Below are 20601 nucleotides of genomic sequence, written 5' to 3'. Positions count from 1 at the left end.
CTCCGCGGAGATAGTCTGGATTGCTTCGTCGCTTCGCTCCTCGCAATGACGAGCGATAGTTTGCTCTATAGGACCCTTGTCGCGCCGGGAATTTTCCGCAGCGCTGCCGTGGCGGCCCAGCTCAGGATTACCGTGAGCACGAACGCGATCGCCGCCTTGACGATCGCCGGCACGCTGACGTCGAACAGATAATACTGGATCCAAAGCACGATCGGGTAGTGCACCAGGAACATGCCGTAGGCTTCGCCCTGCATGCGGTCGAGCAAGGTCGGTCCCGGTGCTTTCGAATGCAGGAAGAAGGCGAGGATCGTCAGCAGGATCGATGCCGAGAACAGCACGAAGAACGTGCCGTAGATCGAATGGTACCACCACGGCAGATGAGGCGGATTGCCCAGGATCTCGCGCTTGACGAAGATCATGCACCACATGCCCGCGTAGGGGAGCAGGGTGACGAACAGCCAGCTCCATCGGCTTTTCGGTAACTGGCCGTCCGGACCCAGCACGCCGGTGGCCATGCCGGCGCAGCCGACACCGGCGCCGATGAAGAAGTAGGACGCATAGAGCAGGACGCGGCTCGCCTGCACCGAGAACGGCCCAAACTCGAACCAGTGATTGACGCCGTAATAGATCAGCATCGGGATGTAGGCGATCTCGGTGACGATCCAGAGCAGCAGCCAGAACTGCCACGGCTCCTTGAAGCCCGATTGCGAGACCCGGTTGATCGGAAACACCAGCGTCGACGAGACCCGGTAGAGCAGGCACGCGGTGACGTCGAAGGCGAGCAGCACCCAGACGAACCAGATCGGACCGCTTGGCCACGGGCCGACCGTCACCGTCTTCCACCAGAACGCCGGGAAGGTGAGATCGGAGCCGCCCTGCAATGCCAGCGCGTAATAGGCGAGCGGGATCAGCGTCAGCGCACAGATCGCAAACGGCAGGCCGAGCCGCAGCAGGCGGTCGCGGATGAAGGCCAGCGGCGCCTTGTGGCCGAGGCCGGGCCATACGAACAGCCCCGACAGGAAGAAGAACATCGCCATGAAGAACGAGTCATTGGCGAGCACGATCAAATCGAACCCGATCCACTCGGTCGGATCGGTGTGACCAAAATAGGTGTAGGGGATGACGGCGTGGTGCAACAGCACCACCAGGGTCAGGAACGTACGCGCCCGATCCAGCGACAGGTTTCGCGTCTTGCTCTTGGGAGCTGCGCTGACGTCCGCACCAGCCGTCGCCGTAGGTGAGATCGTTGTCATGGTCGCCCCGGTCGCGTCTTTCCCAGAACCGGATGTTGCCGCCGGGAACCTGATTCAGCAAGGCCTGTTTGGCAGCGCGGTCTCGGCCAGCGCACCGCACCAATCACGGAGGAACCGGCCGTTCTCCTATAAGTTTAGACCTCGCAACGTTTTCAACCGCCGCCTTCCCGGCGGCGCGGAGGTTTCGCGGAGCGGACGATGACGATTTTGAAGTGGGCTCTGATCTTCCTCCTGATCTCGATCGTGGCCGGCGTGCTCGGCTTTACCGGCATTTCGGCCGCGTCCGCCGACGTCGCGCGCTTCCTGTTCTACGTCTTCGTCGTGATCTTCCTGGTGCTCCTGGTGTTGGGGCTCACGATATTCAGGGCGTAGCTGAGTTCGTCATTTCGGAATGGTGCGTTAGCACCAGCTCGATGCTTCGTATCGCCCCGGAATGACGAGACTACCCGACTTCCTCGATTTTCACCTTGTCCGGATAGAAGGCGAGATGGCCGGAGATCTCCGTCATGGCGGGGAACGGCGTCTCGTAGGTCCAGATCGCGTTGTCCAGCGTCTTGCCGTTGGCCTTGACGCTGAAATAGCTGGCGTCCCCCTTGTAGGGACAATGGGTGACGCGGTCGGTCCGCTCGAGCAAGGCCATGTTGGTATCCTCCCGCGGCACGTATTGGACGGCCGGATACCGACCCTCCTTCAGGGTCAGCGCCTTCGCGGTGTCGGCGATCACGACGTCGCCCGCCGTCACGCGGACGCGCCTAGGGTTGTGAGTGATGGTGATGGGGTGGTCGGGGCCCGGAAGCTTCATGAGTTCACGCCTTTTTGGTCGATTGGCCGCGCGCGGCACTTTGTCGTGCCTTTATCCCGCTTGAGGGGGAAATATAGTGGCTGGAAGCGTGACCCAGAAGGCCGTTCACGCTAAGTTTGGGCCTGCCGGTCCCGGGGACCCCGGCAAGTGATTCGAAGGCCTGAATTGCGAAGACAGGAGCGAGAGCAGAATGCCAATGGACGCCCACGATATCGAGGCGATGATCAAGGCAGCGATCCCCGATGCCGAGGTGACGATCCGGGACCTCGCCGGTGACGGCGACCATTATGCCGCGACCGTGATCTCGGAATCTTTCCGTGGCAAGTCCCGCGTCCAGCAGCACCAGATCGTCTATCAGTCGCTGCGCGGCCAGATGGGCGGCGTGCTTCACGCGCTGGCGCTGCAGACCGGCGTGCCGGGAAGCTGATGTCGAATTGATCTTTTTGCCGGCGGGGTAGGCGATGGCTGCGGACAATCCACGCGGCGCGATGTTTCGTGTCATCGTGCCGGACCAGCCGAGCCGCGTGACTTATGTCGAGCTGTTCTTCGATCTCGTCTTCGTCTACGCCGTCACGCAGATTTCGCACACACTGCTCGGCCGTTTCACGCCGCTCGGCGCGGTCCAGGTCACGCTGCTGTTCCTCGCGGTGTGGTGGGTCTGGGTCTACACCGCGTGGGTCACCAACTGGCTGAACCCCGAGCTGACGCCGGTCCGCGTCCTGCTCTTCCTGATGATGCTGGGCGGCCTCGTGCTGTCGATCTCGATCCCGACGGCATTCGAGGGGCGTGGGCTGTGGTTTGCGATCGCGTATGCCTCCATGCAGGTCGGGCGGACAGCCTTCTGGCTGTTCGCAACGCCGCCGCACCGGATTTTGGTGCGGCATAATGCGATCCGCATCCTGGCCTGGCTTTCCGTCTCTGCCGTGCTGTGGATCGCAGGCGGGTTAGCGGAGGGAGAGGCGCGGCTGTGGTTCTGGCTCGCGGCCGTCGCCTTCGAATACATCTCGCCGGCCGCGCGCTTCTGGGTCCCGAAGCTGGGATTTTCCTCGATGGAGGCCTGGAGCGTCGAGGGCGGCCACATGGCCGAGCGCTGCGCCGGCTTCATCATCATCGCGCTCGGCGAGGCGATCGTCGTCAACGGCGCGACCTTTGGCGAACTGAGCTGGACCGGTGAAAATATCTCCGCCTTTCTTGCAGCTCTCCTCGGCAGCATCGCGATGTGGTGGATCTATTTCCACAAAGGTGCGGAAGCGGGCTCGGAGCTGATCTCGAAATCAGCCGAGTCCGGCCGGCTGGCGCGGCTCGCCTACACCTACCTGCACATGCCGATCATCGCCGGCATCATCCTGACCGCCGTGTCGGATGAGCTCGTGCTGAAGCACCCAACCGGACATTCCGATCTCAGAACGGTCTTGAGCACGGTCGGCGGTCCCCTGGTGTTTTTGGTCGGCACCATCCTGTTCAAGCACACCATCCGCGGCTTCCTCCAGCTCTCGCATGGCGTCGGCATCCTCGCGCTGCTTGGTCTCGGCTGGTTCGGCGGCGAGCTGTCGCCGCTCTGGCTCTCGATTGCGACGACGGCGATCCTGATCGTGGTGGCGGTGTGGGAGTCGGTGTCGTTGCGCGCGAAGGCCGAAGAGGCTGATTGAACCGCGGGTGCCGATCGGACGTCTAACCACGAGCCGTTCTTCGCCAGGGGATATCATTTATGCCCGACGTCTCGCGCCGTGCCGACCTTGCCGGGGCGTTTTGCGCCTGCATTGCCGCGACGCTGCTTCCGGCGGCCCCGTCCCTCGCGCATGCAGGCGAGGCGACACCGACCGACATGTTGACGGGCATCTATCGCGAGGCCGTCAAAGGCGAGTACCCCGATTGGCTGAAGCCGCAGCAGCGGACCAAATTCCTCTCGAAGTCGCTGCTGGCGCTCTGGGCCAGGTGCGACGCCAGGAAGGCGCCCGATGACGACACAGGTCCGATCGATTTCGATCCGACCACCGACACCAATGGACTCGAGCTCGAGAGTTTCACGATCACGCGCCAGAACGCGACCGCCAATGCGGCGGTGCTCGCGGTGAAGCTGAACTACCGCAAGCCCTATTACCGGCCCGGCCCGCCGGCGGTCGTAACCTATGATTTCGTCCAGGAGGAGGGCCACTGGCGCATCGACAGCTTCCACACCACGAAATGGTCGATCCGGGAGATGCTGACGCAATGGCTGAAGAAGCAGTGAGCGGGCCAGCGCATCGCTCGTAACCGAATTTGTGATGTCCCTCGTCAAGGCTCCGACAGACATGGACCTTCCCGTCTTCCGATATCATCCCGATCCGATTGCAAGCGGCAGCATCGTTGCTTCCGAGGCGCAATGCGTTTGCTGCGATCAGCGGCGTGGCTTCATCTATATGGGACCAAGCTATTGCGAGGCGGAGCTCGACGAGGCGCTCTGTCCGTGGTGCATCGCCGACGGCTCGGCGCATGAGACATTCGACGCGAGCTTCGTCGACGAAGCGCTCTTCCCGGACGAGATTCCCCGCGAGGTCGTCGAGGAGATCGCCTTGCGCACCCCGGGCTTCTCCGGCTGGCAGCAGGAGCAGTGGATGGCCTGTTGCGGTGACGCGGCCGCCTTCATCGAGCCTGCAGGCCATGCCGAGATCCGCGCACGCCATCCGCAGCTCGAGGGCACGTTGATGATGCAGATCGTGCACGATCGCGGCGTGTCCGGCGACGCCGCGACGCGATTCCTCACCTCGCTCAACCGCGACCGCGGGCCGACAGCCTACGTCTTCCGCTGTCGCCACTGCGACAGCAAGCTCGCTTACATCGACTGTCTTTAGCCGGGCACGCGGAGCCGACATGAGCCACGCCTTCTGGAGCTGCTTGACCTGCCTTGCGATCATGACGTTCTCGTCGACCTCCGGCTTGGCCGACGAGACGGTCCTGCTGGAGGTCGAGCTCAAGCTGACGGATCGGGACTACAAGCCGCTCGCCGGCGTGCCGGTTCGCCTGGTATTCGGCACCGGGGATTGGCAGGCGCCCAATGCCGGCACGCGTGTCCTCTCGGCGGACGATGGCACCGCGCGATTTACGGCGCAGGCCGTCATCGACCGACGCTGGAATTTCAGCAATATCGGCTTCACACCATTCAGCATGCCGTTTCGTGCCGACCATCTTTTTCTTGCGGCCGAGCTCGAATTCATAGTTCCGAGGCGGGACGGCGGGGATGCCGTTCATCAGTTTCTCTACACCGCCGATATCGATCGGATGCCGGACGGGGATTGCAGCACGTTGGATCTCGACAAGGTCTATGAAGCGGGGCCGGACGGCCGATTCACCCGGCTCGTCGGCTCCAACGCCGCCGGCCCGAATTTCGACGGCATGATCGAGGGTTGGAAGCTCGACAGCGCCGGATACAGGATGTGGGACTCCATGCTGACGCCGGTCAAGGATGTCCTGACCGGCACGCGCAAATGGCACCTGAAGCTCGGCTTGATGCGCCGGCCGAAGCCCGTTCTGGTGCAATAGGCTGGTCTGCTCTACTCCGACGTGACCAGCGCATGCACGGAGAACATTCGTGCCGCGTCGGTCCAAGTCTCCCGCACGCGCCAGCCGGCACCGCGCGCCAGCGCTGCAAACCGCTCCAGGCTGTATTTGTAGCTGTTTTCGGTATGGATGCTCTCGCCGGGCCGGAACGAGAAGCTCGTGCCCAGCATGCGCACGGTCTGGCTCTTCCTGCTGATCAGGTGCATCTCGATGCGGTGCTGCTCGCGATTGTAGATCGCGCGATGGGTGAAGGCGGAGAGGTCGAAATTGCCGCCGAGCTCGCGGTTGATGCGGACGAGCACGTTGAGATTGAAGCGGGCGGTGACACCGGCTGCGTCGTTATAGGCCTCGTGGAGCACCCGCTCGTCCTTCTCCAGGTCGGCACCGATAATCATCAACGCGCCCTGGCCCAGAATCTTCCGCGCGCTCTTCAGGAATGCCTTGGCTTCATGCGGCTCGAAATTACCGATGGTCGAGCCCGGGAAGAAGCCGACCTTCGACAGCGAGGCGACTGCTGGCGGCAGCTCAAACGGCGTGGTGAAGTCTGCGGCCACCGGATGGATGCCGAGCGAGGGAAAATCATGCCGCAGGCCGTTCGCCTGCCCGTGAAGGAAATCGCCTGAGATGTCGACGGGCACGTAGGCGGCGAACCTGCAATGCTTCAGGAGCAGGCGGACCTTGGTGGTCGCGCCGGCGCCGAACTCGACCAGTGCCGCATGCTCCGGGATGATCTTCGCGATCTCACTGCCGCGCTCGCGCAGGATCGAGAGCTCGGTGCGCGTCGGATAATATTCCGGCAGGCGCGTGATCGCTTCGAACAGCTCTGATCCCGTCGCGTCGTAGAAATACTTCGGAGACAGCTTTTTCGGCTGCTGCGACAGATCTCCGATGGCGTCGCGGGCAAAGGCGGTGGTCTGTTCGTCAGGAAGATGGGCTTCGGCCAAAGCGCTGGCGTGCACATTCATGATACTCTCCTGAACGCGCTGTCCGGCGCGCGGTTGTCGTCGGATGAGAACTCAGTCGTAGTCGGCGAGGCGTAATCCCGTGAATTGCCAACGGTGGTGCGGGTAGAAGAAGTTGCGATAGGTGATACGGCTGTGCCCGCCTGGAGTTGCAAGCGAGGACCCGCGCAGCACCAGCTGATTGACCATGAACTTGCCGTTGTACTCGCCGAGCGCACCTTCCACGGCCCGGTAACCCGGGTAGGGCGAATATGAGCTGCGGGTCCATTGCCAGACGATGCCGAAGGCATCGTTGAGCTGGCCGGCGCGGGCCGCGACCTCCCATTCCATCTCGGTCGGCAGGTGTTTTCCGGCCCAGCGCGCGAACGCATCGGCCTCGTAATAGCTGACGTGGCACACGGGCGCGTTCGGATCGACCGGCTTGAGGCCGGCGAGCGTCATCATGTGCCAGCCACCATTGATCTCGCGCCAGTGGCCCGGCGCCTGCCAGCCCTCGTTGCTGACCGCGGCAAAGCCGTCCATCAGCCATAGCGGCGCGGTTCGGTAACCGCCGTCCCGCATGAAGGCGAGCCACTCGGCATTGGTGACGAGATTGCGTGCGATCCTGACCGGACCGACGAGCGCGCGATGCGCCGGCTTCTCATTGTCGAAATGAAAGCTGTCGTCGGCGTGTCCGATGCTGTGGATGCCTTCGTTCAGGGATAGCCATTCCGGGCCCGTCTTGTTCGAGGCCGGGAAGCGCCACTCGGGGTCGTAAGCGGGCAGGACCGGATTCTGCGCAAAGGCGTGCAGGATATCCGTGAACATCAGCTCCTGGTGCTGCTGCTCATGATTGAGGCCGACGTCGACCAGCGGCCTGATGGCGCGAAGCTTGGCCTCATCCGCCTCGCGGAAGAATCTTACGACGGCGGCATCGACGTGTCTCCGATAGGCGGTGACCTGATCGGTGCTCGGCCGTGTGATGTCGCCGCGGCGATGCCGGGCATGGCGTGGACCGGCACTGACATAATAGGAATTGAACAGGAATGCGAAGTCGGGATGAAAGGGCTTATAGCCCGGACAGTGCTCGCCGAGCAGAAACTGCTCGAAGAACCAGGTCGTATGCGCGCGGTGCCATTTCGCAGGACTCGCATCCGGCATGGACTGGATCTGCTGGTCTTCCGCGCTAAGCGGCGCGGCGCGGCGCTCGGTCTCGTTGCGAACCGCCATAAAGGCATCCACCAGCGCTTCGGCCGAGCTGCCGGAGAAAGGTGACGCAGGGAGCGAGCTGGCCGTTACGGAGGCTTGTTTCGTCACGGTTTTCTCCAGGTGGACAAGAGAACGTTGCAGGCGTAGCTCGGTTCCAAGAGACAGGTTCGTCCTAGATAGGGCCTCCGTTACGGGATAAAAGTCCTCCTCGGTGATGATATTAGAGCCATCAGGCTATAGTCCCGCCGCCCCCGAACTGGCAGATTTGGCCGCATGGCAGGGCTTCGTCGCCGCCATTTTACTTTGGATGTCCAATAGTTTGCGCTACATATTGGGGCAGGTATCGGGTTAGATGGCTGAGCCGGCCCGAAGCGATGAGGGCTCCGCCCCGGAAGGACATGGATATGAGCATCGAGGAATTCATCGACAGCGAAGTGAAGTCGAACGACGTGGTTCTGTTCATGAAGGGCACGCCGCAATTTCCGCAGTGCGGTTTCTCCGGCCAGGTCGTGCAGATCCTCGACCATCTTGGGGTCGGCTATAAGGGCCTGAACGTTCTCGAATCCGCCGAGCTGCGCAATGGCATCAAGGTCTATTCGAATTGGCCGACCATCCCGCAACTTTATGTGAAGGGCGAGTTCGTCGGCGGCTGTGACATCGTGCGCGAGATGTTCCAGGCCGGCGAATTGCAGCAGCTCTTCGCCGACAAGGGCGTTGCGGTCAACGCAGCGGCCTGATCCGTGGCGATGCTGACGCGCCGGATCGGTGGCGCGCAGTTAGAAGTCATTGTTGCCAACATCACGACCTTGAGCGTTGACGCCATCGTCAACGCCGCCAACACGTCGCTCCTCGGTGGGGGCGGCGTCGATGGCGCGATTCACCGGGCCGCCGGTCCGGACCTTGTCGCCGAGTGCCGCATGCTCCACGGCTGCAAGACGGGTGATGCCAAAATCACGCGGGGCTACCGGCTGAAGGCCGCTCATGTGATCCACACCGTCGGACCGGTGTGGAATGGTGGCACTCTCGGCGAAGACGATCTGCTCGCCTCCTGCTATCGCCGTTCGATGGAGCTCTGCCGCAAGCACGAGCTCACGTCCGTGGCATTCCCGGCGATTTCGACCGGCATCTACCGTTTCCCGGCGGACCGCGCCGCGCAGATTGCAGTCGCGACCACGGTCGAAGCTCTGGCCACGACCCCTTCCGTCACGCAGGTCATCTTCTGCTGTTTCTCCGAGCCAAGCGCCGTCTTGCATCGTGAGGCGCTGTTGGCGCACGGCACCGGCGATTGACGATGAGGCTGCCGGGCCGTCGTTCCGCTGAAGGACGTCTGGCCCTCCTGCGTTGGCTGCTTGTCTGCGCCGGCCTATTGGCATTCGCCGCGGCTGCAGCGGCGGAAGACCTGCTTGCCGGACGTGAGCTCGATGCGCCACAGCTCGCACGCGTAAGTGAATATCTTCGTGGCGAGGTCGCGGCCGGCAAGATTCCCGGCGCGATCCTGCTGATCCAGCAGCACGGCAGGCCCGTCGTCTACGAGAAATTCGGCCTGCGCAACGTCAAGACGGCAGAGCCTATGACGGACGACACCATCTTCCGTCTCTATTCGATGTCGAAGCCGGTGACCTCGGTCGCAGCGATGATGCTGGTCGACGACGGCAGGCTTGGTCTCGACGACGCTCTTTCGAAACACATTCAGGCCTTCGCCGATGTGAAGGTTGGCGTCGCGCAGCCGGACGGCAGCTTGCAGCTCGTGCCGCCGGCGCGGCCGATCACCATCCGCGACCTCCTGCGTCACACCTCTGGCGTCACCTACGGCTTCTATGGCGACAGCCCGGTGCGCAGGCTCTATGCGCAGGCCGGCCTGTTTGACGGGGATCCCGACAATGCCGAGTTCGTCGAGCGTCTGGCGCGATTGCCGCTGGCCGAGCAGCCGGCGACGCTATGGGACTACGGCCATTCAACCGATGTGCTGGGGCGGGTGATCGAAATTGTTTCGGGGCAATCGCTCTATCAGTTCGAGAAGGAGCGGCTGCTCGATCCGCTGGGGATGCGCGATACCGCTTTTTTCGTCGCCGACGATGCGAAGCGATCAATGATCGCAGAGCCCTTGCCGAACGACTGGTTCGACCGACCGGTCGCTGGCGTCAAGGAGGCGACCGCGCCGCGGCGCTGGGAATCAGGCGGAGCCGGCATGGTCGGCGCCATCAGCGACTATGCGCGCTTTGCGCAGATGCTGCTCAATGGCGGCGAGCTCGACGGAAGGCGCTATCTCGGGCGCGAGACGGTCGCGCTGATGACCTCGGACCAGATCGGCGAGGGGACCGGGATCGGGAAGGATCCCGAATTCTATTTTCCTGGCCCGGACAGCGGCTTCGGCCTCGGCTTTGCGGTGCGGACGGAAGCGAACGCGGCGCTGCCGGCCGGCGAATATCGCTGGGACGGCGTCGGCGGCACCTTCTTCTTCATCGATCCCGCGGACGACATGTTCGTCATCTGCATGATGCAGTCGCCGTCGCAGCGTGGGCCGATCCAGACCGAATTGAGGCGGCTGGTCTACGAGGCGATGGGGCGCTGATCACGCCCCGCGCACGATCTCGCGCACCTGGCCGATCGTTTCCTCGATCATCGCAGCCGTCACGTCCAGATGGGTGCAGGCGCGGATGCGTCCGTCCATCATGGCAAGCATCACGCCGCGCTGGCGCAAGGCGCCGACCATCTTGTCGCCGGGAACGCCGGCGCCGTCGGGCTTGAAGAACACGAGGTTGGTCTCGGGCTCCTGCACCTCGATCCCTGCGATCTGCGACAGCCCGCGCGCCAGCGCGCGCGCATTGGCGTGGTCATCCGCAAGGCGACCGACGTGGTGGTCGAGCGCATAGATGCAGGCGGCTGCGCAGACGCCGGACTGCCGCATCGAGCCGCCGAGACGCTGCTTCCACTGCCAGACCGCGTCGATGAAGTCGCGGGAGCCGGCGAGCACGCCGCCGATCGGTGCGCCCAGGCCTTTCGAGAAGTCGATCCAGGCCGAATCCCAGCCTGCCGTCATGTCGCGCGCGGCGATGCCGGTGGCGACAGTGGCGTTGAGCAGGCGCGCGCCGTCCATGTGGGTGGCAAGTCCATTCTGCTTCGCGATCGCGACGATCTCGTCAAGCGCCGCCTTCTTCCAGATCGTGCCGCCGCCGATATTGGCGGTCTGCTCGACGCTGACCACCCTCTGTGTCGGCTGGTAGCGCGTGCGCGGATGAAGCGCCTTACGGAACGTCTCAGGTGTGAACTGTCCGTCGGGGCCCTGGAGCTGCGTGATCTGGAAACCGCCGAGCGCTGCATGCGCGCCGCCTTCGCGCGCGATGATGTGCGCGGTTTCGTGCGCGAGGATCTCGTCGCCGGGACGGCAGTGCACCAGCGTCGCGGTGACGTTGCACATCGTGCCCGAGGGCATGAACACCGCAGCTTCCTTGCCGAGCAGATCCGCAACGCGATCGCAGAGCGCATTCGTGGTCGGGTCGTCGCCGACCTGCTCGTCGCCGACTTCCGCGCGCGCCATCGACTCGCGCATCGCAGGCGTCGGCCGCGTCTGCGTGTCCGAAAGCAGGTTGATGCGCACCGGCGGTGCTTTGGGATCGACGGGGGGAGGGGTGTAGAGCATGCGACGCCTCTTGGATTGGGACGGCCCTTGCCGGGTCTCTTAAACAAAAAGGCCCCGGTTTTGCCGGGGCCTTTCGAACTTCGTTATCAGCGCGAATAGAATTCGACGACCAGGTGCGGCTCCATCTGCACCGGGAACGGCACGTCGGAGAGGCCGGGGATGCGCGCGTATTTCGCGGTCATCTTGCCGTGGTCGACTTCGAGATAGTCGGGGACGTCGCGCTCGGGGAGCTGGCTCGCTTCGAGAACGTGGGCGAGCTGCTTGGAGGCTTCCTTGACCTCGATCACGTCGCCGACCTTGAGCTGGTAGCTCGAGATGTTGACCTTGCGGCCGTTCACCTTGATGTGGCCGTGGTTGATGAACTGGCGCGCGGCGAAGATCGTCGACACGAACTTGGCGCGATAGACGACCGCGTCGAGACGGCGCTCCAGCAGGCCGATCAGGTTCTCGCCGGTGTCGCCCTTCAGGCGGCTCGCCTCGACATAGATGCCGTGGAACTGGCGCTCGCTGATGTTGGCGTAGTAGCCCTTGAGCTTCTGCTTGGCGCGGAGCTGCACGCCGAAGTCGGAGAGCTTGCCCTTGCGGCGCTGGCCGTGCTGGCCGGGGCCGTACTCACGGCGGTTCACGGGGCTCTTCGGGCGGCCCCAGATGTTCTGGCCCATACGGCGATCGATCTTGTACTTCGCCTCACTGCGCTTAGTCATCGCGTCCTCTTGATAGAGTTAAGTTGGTTTGAGGAAACGCGCCCTCCTGTGTGACCGGGAAACCCGGCACCGACAGGCCCCATCCCCAAAGCTTCAAGGGACAAGGCCACGGGTCGCGAAACGCTTCGCGGGCCGAAACCGGCCCGCGAGCAGGCGGCTTTTAGGTGAAATCGGGCCGTCCTGTCAATCCTTTACGTCGCCACAGCTCGGATCGGCTTGGGCTCCGCAGCCTGCCGGCTGCCGCGCAATTCGGCAGCGATTTCAGTGTTCAGGACCTGTTCCAGCCGGGTCAGGACCCGGGCAATCGGGGCGGCATCGGTAATCCGGTGATCCCAGCGCAGGACGACATTGATGGTCTGGTCCGACTCGGCCACCCCATAGCTCAGGATGAACGGCCCTGGCGTGATGGCGTGGAGTTCGCCCCCGCCATAGGCCGCGACCGAGGTAACCGAATAGCTGCCGAAAAAGCTGGCGCGCTGGCGGCCGAAATTGAGCCCGATCAGCCAGGCCAGCCGGCGCAGCGGCAGCGGCAGGTGCATCGCCAGCATCATCTTGCGAACCATCGGCACGTCCCGGAGCGGGGCCTCCTTGGCATGCCGGATCAGGACGTCGATCTCGGTCAGCGCCAAGGCGTCCGGGCCGGCGATCCGCTGCGCCACCACGCATTCCTCGCCGTCCACGACGCGAGCGACGGCCACCATCGCTACGCTCTTGGGCAGCTCATAGAAGGTCGGCCACGGCCATTTGGCGTAGAGGGTGCGCAGGATCGGCTCGTCCCTGGCGACGAGCGCGAAGGCCTTGACGAAGATCGCGGCCCAGCCAGCCGGCACCTTTGCACTGGCGCGCGCCTCGAGCAGGGGGCGGATCTGGAGCGGCCGCGACAGCGAGACGAAGGGCACGCCCATCGAGGCGTGCATGAGGTCGAAGACCATGCGCCGCAGCAGCGAGATTTTCTTGGGTGTACCGCGCATCGTCCTCGGGTTTCCGCGGGCTCAAACAGGTGTGGCGAGTCGGGTCTTCGGCCCGCTGCCCTGATCTAGCATGAACCAGCCGGGTTGGAGCCAGCGGGTTCGTGAATCATCGCCTTCTCAGGCTCAGAAGAAGGTTCGCAAATTTCGGTAAAATCATGTCAATTCAATGCCTTAAATGGCTAATTTGATGTAGTCTGCAACCGGCTTTGAGAAGCGCTCGAAGACCGGCCTACCGCCTGATTCCCTCGAACGCCGCCATGATGCCGCGCTGGAACAGCGACCAGTCGAAGCCGAGCGCGATGGCGCGGTAGCCGCGGTCGATCAGGCGATTGGCCTGCTCGGCGGTGCGTGCTGCCCCGCCGATCGGCACACCGCTTTTGAGGATGCCGGCCTCGGCCCGGGCGATCAGTTCCAACAGCTCGGGGTCGTCCATCTGGCCGCGCTTGTTGATTGAGGTCGCGAGATCGCCGGGACCGATCACCGCGATGTCGATGCCGGGCGTCGCCATGATCTCGTCGATGCGGTTGACGGCGTCGACATGCTCGATGGTGATCATGCAGAGCATCTCGTCGTCGGCTGAGGCCATGTAGTCGGGCATCGACTGGCCCCAGCGGAACGGCGCATGGAAGGGACCCCAGAGACGATCGCCACGCGGCGGATAGCGCACGCTGCGCACCGCCTTCTCGGCTTCCTCGCGGCTGGTGATCATCGGGAAATTGATGCCGAAGGCGCCGATGTCCATCGGGGCCTTGGCAAGCCAGGGCTCGTTGGCGGCGATGCGCACCAGCGGCGTGCATGGCGTGCCGGTCGTGGCGGCGATCATCGCATGCGCCTCGGTCAGCCCGATCGGCCCGTGCTCGAGATCGACGATGATCCAATCGAGCGAGCGCGCCATGATCTGCACGGTTTGCACGCTCGGAATGGTCGCGATTGCTCCGAAGGCGGGACGGCCTTCACGCCAGAGCTGGCGGAGACGGTTGAGTGGTGTTGATGTGGCTGACATGGCGCAGAACCTGCGGGATAGAGGCGGCGCAACCTAGCAGCGTGCCAGCGACGCGAAAAGTCAGGCCGGGACGCGCCCGCCGAAGAATGGTGTCAACGCGGGCCCCAAGGTATGGGTGCGCTTGGACGTGAAAACGATTTCGGCGCCGGACTGGACGAGATCGGTGACGCACGGGCCGAGCAGGTCCGAAACGCGGCGGGCGATCGCCGGGGCCGGATCGATCCAATTCACGGGCCAAGGTGCGAGCTTGATCAACCGGTCAAGCAGCAGCGGATAATGCGTGCAGGCGAGCACGATCGTGTCGGTGCGCGCAGTCGCATCCTTGGGGTTTCCGACGAAACAAGGCTTCAGTTCGGCGAAGATATCGCCGTCGCTGATCGCGTTTCCGCTGAGCGCTGCCTCCGCAAGAGAAGCGAGCTCGGGCGAGCCGACCAGCGTCACCTCGCAGCCCTGGCCGTGATCCCGGATCAGCGCCTGGGTGTACTCGCGTTTGACGGTGGCCTTGGTGCCGAGCACCGAGACGCGCCGTGTCTGCGACTGCGCACAGGCAGGCTTGATCGCCGGCACCGTGCCCACGAATGGCACGCGATAGGCAGCACGCAAGTGGCTCATGACCGAAACGGACATAGTGTTGCAGGCGATCACCATCAGGTCAGGCTTGTGTGCTGCGATCAGATCGCCGACCAGAGGCACCACGCGGGCGATGATCTCGTCCTCGCTGTGATGGCCGTAGGGGAAGAAGGCGTCGTCGGCGACGTAGACGTAATGCGCGTCGGGGCGCGCCGCGACGACCTCGCGCAGCACGGTGAGCCCGCCAAGGCCGGAATCGAACACCAATATGGTCGGGGAGTCTGTCACGCGGTTACCCTAGCCGTGCCATGGTTACCATTCGGTTTTTGGGTCGGCTTTTGGGGCGCTTTTGCGGCGAACGCGGGTGCAGCCCAATTTTGAACGATTCAAATCGCCTCGACGGCGCTCGCCCGCTATCAGATCGCGCCATGCTGCGCCGCAGTTGGGGACATCCGCAGAATTCGGGGGCCGACATGATCAGAAACACCAATGCCGGCTGGGGCAGTATCTCCCGCTGGTTTCACTGGATCTTGGCGATCGCGATCATCGGCATGATCGGCTTCGGCTGGTGGGTCAACCACGTGCCGGAGAGGCCCGATCGCTTCTTCTACCGCTCGATCCACGCTGATATCGGCTACATGGTTCTGCTGCTCACCGTCATTCGCCTGGCTTGGCGCATCGGCAACCCGACGCCGTCGCTGCCGGGCGACAGCCGTCCCTGGCAGAAGTTCGCCGCGCGCATCAGCCACGCCGCGCTCTATCTCATCGTCATCCTGGTCGCGATGCTCGGCTGGGCACATTCCGGCGCGCATGCGCCCGACTACTCCAGCTTCTTCGGCCTGTTTCACGTGCCGCAATTCACCTCGCCCGACCGCGAGGCAGCGCGCGCCTACGAAGACCGCCACATCCTCTTTGCCTATGTGCTCTTGGCACTGATCGTGGTTCACGTCGCCGCCACCGCCTGGCATCACTACATCCGCCGCGACCGCGTCGCGGTGCGGATGCTGACGGAGGAAGCGAAGGCGGGGTAGGGAGGCAGCTCTGTTGCGTGCTGCTCGCCTCAATGTCACGCGGGGCATGACGATCGGAGCGTTGCTTTCTCGTCTATCCCCACTGTCATTGCGAGCGCAGCGAAGCAATCCAGAATACCTCAGCGGAAAGACTCTGGATTGCTTCGCTTCGCTCGCAATGACGAAGCAAGGTGCGAGAGCCCCGCTCGTGAGCGGGGCTCGGTTTTGTTATTCTATTCTTTTTCATTGCCCGGAGACTGGTTGGGGCTCCGAGCCGGCGCCTGCGCGCCTTGACCTTGGCCCGTCGTCGATGATGACGACCCGCTGTTCGGATTGGCGTTCGGCTGATCGCCGCCTTGGTCCACGGTGGACAGGTTCTGCGAAGGGGCAGCCTGTCCGGTCGTGCTCTGTTGTGCAGATGGCTGTTGCGTTCCAGCCTGACCGGTCGTCGTCGATTGGTTCTTCGGCGCCGGTGCGTTCGCCTGGCCGGTCGTCTGTCCAGGCGTGCCCTGCTGCGGGGAAGGCTGCTGGGTGCCGGCTTCACCTTGGGTTTGGCCTTGTGTTTGGCCCTGACCGACTGTCGAGGACTGGCTTGCACCCTGGATCCTGTTCGACAGGCCAAGCGCTGCGACCGTTCGCGTGTCGATGCTGCCGCTCGTCTCGATGCCCTGCTGCCGCTGGAACGTGATCAGGGCCTCACGTGTCCGAGACCCAAGCACGCCATCTGCCTCTCCGACGAGCAAGCCCCTATCGATCAGGACGTGTTGCACCTCGCGGATCTCCGCTGAACTCAGATTGAGCGCTGCGACGCTGCCGCTGCTGCTTGCGTGGCTGTAACGGACCCGCGGCCCGACCGGGACGACGTCGACCACCCGGCGCTCCCGATCGAGGAACACGACTTCATCCTCGACGACGAAGAAGCTGTCATCGCGATAGTACGGGAACACATCGATGAGGGCAGGGAACGCCGCGACTGAGGCGACCGTGAAGCTCGCGGGCACCACCACGCCCCGATTGACCGCGAAGTCGACCGCGTTCGCGTTCACGCGCGGAGCGTTGCTGGCGGACAGTACCGACTGCTGCACCGTGGTTTGCTGTTGCGCCGTGACTGGGCGACCCGCGAGACTCTCAGTGCCTTGCGCAGCAACGTTGGCCTGGCCCTGAGTCTGGGCGGGAGCGGTGGCTTGGCCCCGGGTCTGGCCCTGATTGGCAGTGTCAGTCTGGCCTTGGGGTGTCGTGCCCGTCTGCCGCAGTGGTGCCGCGCCGGTCGTGTTCTGGCCCGCTTTGCTCTGGCCTGATGTTGCTTTGCTCTGGCCTGTTGTCGTTGTGCTCTGTCCCTGTGTCACACCGGTCCGGTTTTGCTGCTGCTGGCTCTGGCGCGTTTCAGCTCCGGTTGCACGCTGGCCTGTTTCGGATCGACGAATCTGCTCCTTGTCGCGTTTTCCCTGACCGATGGCCTGACTTCCCTGAGTCTGCCCGCGCTGGGTTTGCTCTCGTCCGAGTTGCCGCTCGCTCCTCTCTGCCGCGCGACCGCCTTCTCTCGAGGATTGCCCTGTGGTCTGGTGCTGCATTTGCTCGCCACGCTGAGCCGGACCCTGGCCGATGTGCCGCTCGCTCGGACCGTCCGCCCGTCCACGGCCCTGCGCCAACCCTTCGCCGCGCGATGGGCCGGCAGAGCCTCGATGCATTTCACCGCCCGACTGGCTTGCGGATGAGCCGGCAGACATTCCGTGTTCTCCGGCGCCAACCGTCCCGCCACCCATGCTGCCGCCTTCCCGCATGCCTTGTGCTGACGCCAGACTGACGCTTGCCAAGAGCATAGCCGTGGTCAGCAGAAATTTGTTCTTTGCGATTCTACGTTCCATCATCTCCTCCGATTTCATTCGCCTTCGATTTCTCCTGGCGATTGTCTCTTTTGCTATTTTCTTCTTGCGATCTGGCTCAGTGCGTTCGATCCGTTGTCGGACGGTGCGCTGTTCAGCTTGCTTGAGCCGCTGATCGCGATCGCATTCAGGAAACACCACACCTGCGCGTAGCGCACCGGCGCGTTCCTGGCGCATCAGAGCAAGGAAGTTCCCGAGACTTCGCACCGCTCTGACAACGCCCAACAGCCCCGCCGGGCCGCTGTTCCTGTCGAGCCTGGCTTGCGACATTTCGGCCTACGGCCTGTCGCCCAGGCCTTCTGGTTCCGGGGGACTGTGCGGCAGCATCATCGGCCCGCAGCGCGCTTTTACGCGATCCTGTTCGTGGTCGTCGCCCGTTCGGCCTTGAGCTGCTCCTGCAAGCGCGAGATGTTCTCGAGCAGGCGCTGGCTGGCGAGGACCAGGAAGTAGTAGCCGAACTGCGGATCCTGGAAGTAGATCTCGAGCAGCCGTTCATAGGTGATGGTCAGCACCTGGCCGTCCTCGATGCACTCCACCGTTCCGGTGCGCTGGTTGTTCGGCGTCAGGAAGCCGAGCTCGCCCATCAGGCGGCCAGGCGGGATCTCGATGTTGAGCTCCTTGACCAGAAACTTGCCGGTCACCGTCAGGAACATCTCGTTGGCGGGGTCGTGTAGCTTGAAGAGGGTGTCACCACGGCGGTATTTGCGCTCGGTCATGAAGGGCTTCAGCCATTCCATTGACATGTCGCCCTGCGTCGCGTGGCGCGCCTTCTTCACGAGCTTGAGCATTTGGCGGAGGCGAATGCCGTTGATGGGGACGAGCAAAAGATACAGCAGGAAAGTCGAGGCGTTTCCGGAGAGCAAGCCATAGGCAGCGAAGAACGCGCAACCGATCATGTTGGCGACCCGCAGCGGCACCATGGTCTGCATCAGAAGCGTTGCGACAAGGAACGTCGCGCCGACGACGGCGAACAGATTGGCCAGCGTGATATTGGCCAGGAAGATTTCCAGCAGGCGGTTGAACAGGGCGTCGTAGGTGATGTTGTTGGGATCGAGGCCCATCTGCATCAGGATCTTCGCGACCCTGAGATTGTCCGCAGCCGTATCGAGAATGCGGTTCAAAATCGACGAGATATCTGCGTTGGACGTCATCATATTTCCCCACGCCTCAAGCCGTCGGTGCTTTTCGGATACAGATAATCGAAATCGATCGTTTGAGTAAGATGACCGGCGGATTCGATGCAAGCGGCCAATTCTAGCCCGCGCGGCGGTTTCGGCAATTGTCCACTCGTCGGGCCCGAAAAACCGGTCCGACCGGGAGGGCGGAACGGGCTCCGTTCGAGGCCATTAGCACTGAAAGCAATGTCCGGTGAGCAGTCATGTCCGATTCTTGCGACTATTTTCGTGAGCACGCGATCGTGGCCACCCGCAAGGCGCGTGCCTTGCCGGCGGGACCGGCAAAGCGCAAGCAGCGAACCGTCGCGCGCGTCTATCATCTCTTGTCCAGGGAGGCGGCGTTCGCGCCCAATATCCATCATCTGGATGAATTTCGCGCGGCGCGGCGCCTGGAGCGGCAGATCACGGGGACCGGTTGATCGTTGGGAGACTTGTGATGCCTTACCCGACTGACGAGCAGATTCGCGCACGTACCCACAGCTCTGGGAAGAAGCCGAGCGGCCGAAGGGCCGGCACCGAGCTGAGCACGCGCTCACCGACGCCGAACGACGGTCCGCAGGCAATGACCGAGCCTACGCCCACCAACCTGCTGGCTGAGCGGGCTTTGACGACGTGGAATGGTCGTCAGCGCCGTCTGCTACAATTCTGTGCAGCGGTTCGATGACAGCTTGACGAAAGCGACAGCAAATTTTGCAGTCTGGAAATCCCTGTCCCGACCACTATGCTCGTTGGTGCGGTCGGCTTGCTGCATCGCCGCGCCGCGAGGGAGATGGTATGCGCACAACATCGGTCGGCGTCGTTCGAATTGCCACCAAAGGGCCGGGCGACGTGGCAGGCCTTTTGGGGTTGATCGAGCAGGGCGAGATCGATCCGAACGCGATCCTCGCGGTCCTGGGCAAGACCGAGGGCAATGGCGGCGTCAACGATTTTACGCGCGAGTATGCCGTGGCGGCGCTCTGCGCGGCGCTCGCGCCGCATATCGGGCTCGAGCCTCATCAGGTCGAGCAGCGCATCGCCTTCGTGATGTCAGGCGGCACCGAAGGCGTGCTGAGCCCGCACATCACCGTGTTCACGCGCCAAATCATCGCGCAACCGTCCGCCGGCCTTGCCGGAAAGCGGCTCAGCATCGGCATGGCACAGACCCGGGATTTCCTCCCCGAGGAGCTCGGCCGCAGCGCGCAGATCGGGGAAACGGCGAAAGCGGTGGCATCAGCCATGGCGGATGCCGGCATCACCGAGCCGAAAGACGTGCATTTCGTCCAGATCAAATGCCCGCTTCTGACCAGCGACCGTGTCGAGGCGGCCTCCGCGCGCGGCAACACAACCGTGACGACAAGTGCCTACACCTCGATGGCCTATTCGCGCGGCGCCTCTGCGCTCGGGGTTGCGGTAGCGCTCGGCGAGATCGATGGCGGGATCCGCGACGAGGACGTGCTGCGGCGGTTCGAGCTGTTTTCGTCGGTGGCCTCGACATCGGCGGGGATCGAATTGATGCACAACGTCGTCATCGTACTCGGCAACTCGGCGTCTTCGGCGAGCACGTTCGAGATCGGCCATGCCGTCATGCATGACGCTATTGATGCCACTGCCGTGATCGAGGCGCTCGCAAGCGTGGGGTTAAAGGCCGGATCGACGGCGGATACGGGCCGCGAGCTCGTCAATATCTTCGCCAAGGCGGAGGCCTCGCCGAACGGCAGCGTACGCGGCTTTCGCCACACGATGCTGGAGGATACCGACATCAGCGCGACACGGCATGCCCGCGCCGCAGTTGGCGGCCTGATCGGCGGTCTTGCAGGAACCGGCGCCGTCTACGTCTCCGGCGGGGCCGAGCACCAGGGGCCTCCGGGCGGCGGCCCTGTTGCCGCCATCGTGCGGGTCGCCGATGATTCCGGTTGAGCGCGGT

The 20601-nt window shown here is 63.6% G+C and carries 23 protein-coding genes; 12 read left to right on the top strand and 11 right to left on the bottom strand.

The features are described 5' to 3' along the window. Positions 1-65 precede the first annotated feature (65 nt). Positions 66-1253 (bottom strand): acyltransferase, encoded by a 1188-nt coding sequence (locus YUU_RS0128085; RefSeq protein ID WP_027525384.1) that lies wholly within the window; start codon positions 1251-1253, stop codon positions 66-68. A 198-nt stretch (positions 1254-1451) separates the two neighbouring features. On the opposite strand from YUU_RS0128085, the gene YUU_RS56705 reads away from it, so the two are divergent. Next, entirely contained in the window at positions 1452-1625 is a 174-nt protein-coding gene (locus YUU_RS56705; RefSeq protein ID WP_027525383.1) for a DUF1328 domain-containing protein, read from the top strand. A gap of 70 nt (positions 1626-1695) precedes the next feature. On the opposite strand, the gene YUU_RS0128075 is transcribed toward YUU_RS56705, so the two are convergent. Beyond that, positions 1696-2055: a DUF427 domain-containing protein gene (locus YUU_RS0128075; RefSeq protein WP_027525382.1), complete on the bottom strand. Its 360-nt coding sequence runs from the start codon at positions 2053-2055 to the stop codon at positions 1696-1698. Positions 2056-2245: 190 nt separating this feature from the next. On the opposite strand from YUU_RS0128075, the gene YUU_RS0128070 reads away from it, so the two are divergent. The 5 genes from YUU_RS0128070 to YUU_RS0128050 are packed head-to-tail and all read left to right on the top strand — an operon-like array spanning position 2246 to position 5574. Continuing rightward, positions 2246-2482, top strand: coding sequence for a BolA family protein (locus YUU_RS0128070; protein WP_027525381.1), 237 nt, complete (start codon positions 2246-2248; stop codon positions 2480-2482). A gap of 34 nt (positions 2483-2516) precedes the next feature. Further along, entirely contained in the window at positions 2517-3704 is a 1188-nt protein-coding gene (locus tag YUU_RS0128065; protein ID WP_027525380.1) for a low temperature requirement protein A, read from the top strand. A 59-nt stretch (positions 3705-3763) separates the two neighbouring features. Beyond that, on the top strand, positions 3764-4285 hold the full coding sequence (locus tag YUU_RS0128060; RefSeq protein WP_027525379.1) for a hypothetical protein: 522 nt from the start codon (positions 3764-3766) through the stop codon (positions 4283-4285). 34 nt (positions 4286-4319) lie between these two features. Further along, positions 4320-4886, top strand: a complete 567-nt coding sequence (locus tag YUU_RS0128055) for a CbrC family protein (RefSeq protein WP_027525378.1) — start codon at positions 4320-4322, stop codon at positions 4884-4886. Between the two features lie 19 nt (positions 4887-4905). Then, positions 4906-5574 (top strand): hypothetical protein, encoded by a 669-nt coding sequence (locus tag YUU_RS0128050; protein ID WP_027525377.1) that lies wholly within the window; start codon positions 4906-4908, stop codon positions 5572-5574. 11 nt (positions 5575-5585) lie between these two features. Here the strand turns inward: YUU_RS0128050 and egtD are convergent, their stop codons facing one another. After that, the gene (egtD, locus tag YUU_RS0128045; protein ID WP_027525376.1) at positions 5586-6557 is read right to left on the bottom strand and encodes an L-histidine N(alpha)-methyltransferase; all 972 of its coding nucleotides are present in this window, start codon (positions 6555-6557) and stop codon (positions 5586-5588) included. Between the two features lie 51 nt (positions 6558-6608). Beyond that, a complete protein-coding gene (gene egtB, locus YUU_RS0128040; protein WP_027525375.1) occupies positions 6609-7850 on the bottom strand; it encodes an ergothioneine biosynthesis protein EgtB in 1242 nt (413 codons plus the stop codon). A 296-nt stretch (positions 7851-8146) separates the two neighbouring features. Here egtB and grxD point away from each other — a divergent pair, with 296 nt between their 5' ends. From grxD to YUU_RS0128025, 3 genes are read left to right on the top strand one after another with little or no spacing between them, the layout of a single operon-like run. After that, positions 8147-8479: a Grx4 family monothiol glutaredoxin gene (gene grxD / locus YUU_RS0128035; RefSeq protein ID WP_027525374.1), complete on the top strand. Its 333-nt coding sequence runs from the start codon at positions 8147-8149 to the stop codon at positions 8477-8479. A gap of 3 nt (positions 8480-8482) precedes the next feature. Continuing rightward, positions 8483-9031: an O-acetyl-ADP-ribose deacetylase gene (locus YUU_RS0128030; protein WP_027525373.1), complete on the top strand. Its 549-nt coding sequence runs from the start codon at positions 8483-8485 to the stop codon at positions 9029-9031. Positions 9032-9033: 2 nt separating this feature from the next. Then, positions 9034-10314 (top strand): serine hydrolase, encoded by a 1281-nt coding sequence (locus YUU_RS0128025; RefSeq protein WP_027525372.1) that lies wholly within the window; start codon positions 9034-9036, stop codon positions 10312-10314. Here YUU_RS0128025 and YUU_RS0128020 read toward each other — a convergent pair whose 3' ends face one another. From YUU_RS0128020 to murI, 5 genes are all read right to left on the bottom strand, one after another. Next, on the bottom strand, positions 10315-11382 hold the full coding sequence (locus YUU_RS0128020) for a low specificity L-threonine aldolase (RefSeq protein ID WP_027525371.1): 1068 nt from the start codon (positions 11380-11382) through the stop codon (positions 10315-10317). A gap of 86 nt (positions 11383-11468) precedes the next feature. After that, positions 11469-12086, bottom strand: coding sequence for a 30S ribosomal protein S4 (gene rpsD, locus YUU_RS0128015; protein ID WP_018647416.1), 618 nt, complete (start codon positions 12084-12086; stop codon positions 11469-11471). Between the two features lie 191 nt (positions 12087-12277). Next, a complete protein-coding gene (locus YUU_RS0128010; protein WP_027525370.1) occupies positions 12278-13057 on the bottom strand; it encodes a hypothetical protein in 780 nt (259 codons plus the stop codon). 229 nt (positions 13058-13286) lie between these two features. After that, a complete protein-coding gene (locus YUU_RS0128005; RefSeq protein WP_027525369.1) occupies positions 13287-14060 on the bottom strand; it encodes an HpcH/HpaI aldolase/citrate lyase family protein in 774 nt (257 codons plus the stop codon). 60 nt (positions 14061-14120) lie between these two features. Next, positions 14121-14918 carry a glutamate racemase gene (gene murI / locus YUU_RS0128000; protein ID WP_027525368.1) on the bottom strand — a complete coding sequence of 266 codons (798 nt, stop codon included), beginning with the start codon at positions 14916-14918 and terminating at the stop codon, positions 14121-14123. 185 nt (positions 14919-15103) lie between these two features. Between murI and YUU_RS0127995 the strand changes: the two genes are divergently transcribed. Next, a complete protein-coding gene (locus YUU_RS0127995; protein ID WP_027525367.1) occupies positions 15104-15661 on the top strand; it encodes a cytochrome b in 558 nt (185 codons plus the stop codon). Positions 15662-15873: 212 nt separating this feature from the next. Here the strand turns inward: YUU_RS0127995 and YUU_RS51890 are convergent, their stop codons facing one another. Both YUU_RS51890 and YUU_RS0127980 read right to left on the bottom strand, forming a co-directional pair. Next, the gene (locus YUU_RS51890; protein ID WP_198031835.1) at positions 15874-17700 is read right to left on the bottom strand and encodes a peptidoglycan-binding protein; all 1827 of its coding nucleotides are present in this window, start codon (positions 17698-17700) and stop codon (positions 15874-15876) included. 170 nt (positions 17701-17870) lie between these two features. Beyond that, positions 17871-18677 carry a cyclic nucleotide-binding domain-containing protein gene (locus YUU_RS0127980; RefSeq protein WP_027525366.1) on the bottom strand — a complete coding sequence of 269 codons (807 nt, stop codon included), beginning with the start codon at positions 18675-18677 and terminating at the stop codon, positions 17871-17873. A gap of 224 nt (positions 18678-18901) precedes the next feature. Here YUU_RS0127980 and YUU_RS0127975 point away from each other — a divergent pair, with 224 nt between their 5' ends. Then, complete coding sequence (locus YUU_RS0127975) at positions 18902-19117, top strand: hypothetical protein (protein ID WP_027525365.1); 216 nt, start codon at positions 18902-18904, stop codon at positions 19115-19117. 355 nt (positions 19118-19472) lie between these two features. Beyond that, positions 19473-20594: a ring-opening amidohydrolase gene (locus YUU_RS0127970; RefSeq protein ID WP_027525364.1), complete on the top strand. Its 1122-nt coding sequence runs from the start codon at positions 19473-19475 to the stop codon at positions 20592-20594. Positions 20595-20601 lie beyond the last annotated feature (7 nt).

The organism is Bradyrhizobium sp. Ec3.3 (genome assembly GCF_000472925.1).
Classification (GTDB): Bacteria; Pseudomonadota; Alphaproteobacteria; order Rhizobiales; family Xanthobacteraceae; genus Bradyrhizobium.
The sequence above is the reverse complement of the archived record's forward strand: the minus strand, read 5'-3'. Positions and strand labels throughout refer to the sequence as shown.

Coding starts and splice junctions, on each gene's coding strand:
- YUU_RS0128085 (WP_027525384.1), bottom strand. CDS start 1,253: ATGACAACGATCTCACCTACGGCGACGGCTGGTGCGGACGTCAGCGCA.
- YUU_RS56705 (WP_027525383.1), top strand. CDS start 1,452: ATGACGATTTTGAAGTGGGCTCTGATCTTCCTCCTGATCTCGATCGTG.
- YUU_RS0128075 (WP_027525382.1), bottom strand. CDS start 2,055: ATGAAGCTTCCGGGCCCCGACCACCCCATCACCATCACTCACAACCCT.
- YUU_RS0128070 (WP_027525381.1), top strand. CDS start 2,246: ATGCCAATGGACGCCCACGATATCGAGGCGATGATCAAGGCAGCGATC.
- YUU_RS0128065 (WP_027525380.1), top strand. CDS start 2,517: ATGGCTGCGGACAATCCACGCGGCGCGATGTTTCGTGTCATCGTGCCG.
- YUU_RS0128060 (WP_027525379.1), top strand. CDS start 3,764: ATGCCCGACGTCTCGCGCCGTGCCGACCTTGCCGGGGCGTTTTGCGCC.
- YUU_RS0128055 (WP_027525378.1), top strand. CDS start 4,320: ATGTCCCTCGTCAAGGCTCCGACAGACATGGACCTTCCCGTCTTCCGA.
- YUU_RS0128050 (WP_027525377.1), top strand. CDS start 4,906: ATGAGCCACGCCTTCTGGAGCTGCTTGACCTGCCTTGCGATCATGACG.
- egtD (WP_027525376.1), bottom strand. CDS start 6,557: ATGAATGTGCACGCCAGCGCTTTGGCCGAAGCCCATCTTCCTGACGAA.
- grxD (WP_027525374.1), top strand. CDS start 8,147: ATGAGCATCGAGGAATTCATCGACAGCGAAGTGAAGTCGAACGACGTG.
- YUU_RS0128025 (WP_027525372.1), top strand. CDS start 9,034: ATGAGGCTGCCGGGCCGTCGTTCCGCTGAAGGACGTCTGGCCCTCCTG.
- YUU_RS0128020 (WP_027525371.1), bottom strand. CDS start 11,382: ATGCTCTACACCCCTCCCCCCGTCGATCCCAAAGCACCGCCGGTGCGC.
- rpsD (WP_018647416.1), bottom strand. CDS start 12,086: ATGACTAAGCGCAGTGAGGCGAAGTACAAGATCGATCGCCGTATGGGC.
- YUU_RS0128010 (WP_027525370.1), bottom strand. CDS start 13,057: ATGCGCGGTACACCCAAGAAAATCTCGCTGCTGCGGCGCATGGTCTTC.
- YUU_RS0128005 (WP_027525369.1), bottom strand. CDS start 14,060: ATGTCAGCCACATCAACACCACTCAACCGTCTCCGCCAGCTCTGGCGT.
- YUU_RS0127995 (WP_027525367.1), top strand. CDS start 15,104: ATGATCAGAAACACCAATGCCGGCTGGGGCAGTATCTCCCGCTGGTTT.
- YUU_RS51890 (WP_198031835.1), bottom strand. CDS start 17,700: ATGCGCCAGGAACGCGCCGGTGCGCTACGCGCAGGTGTGGTGTTTCCT.
- YUU_RS0127980 (WP_027525366.1), bottom strand. CDS start 18,677: ATGATGACGTCCAACGCAGATATCTCGTCGATTTTGAACCGCATTCTC.
- YUU_RS0127975 (WP_027525365.1), top strand. CDS start 18,902: ATGTCCGATTCTTGCGACTATTTTCGTGAGCACGCGATCGTGGCCACC.
- YUU_RS0127970 (WP_027525364.1), top strand. CDS start 19,473: ATGCGCACAACATCGGTCGGCGTCGTTCGAATTGCCACCAAAGGGCCG.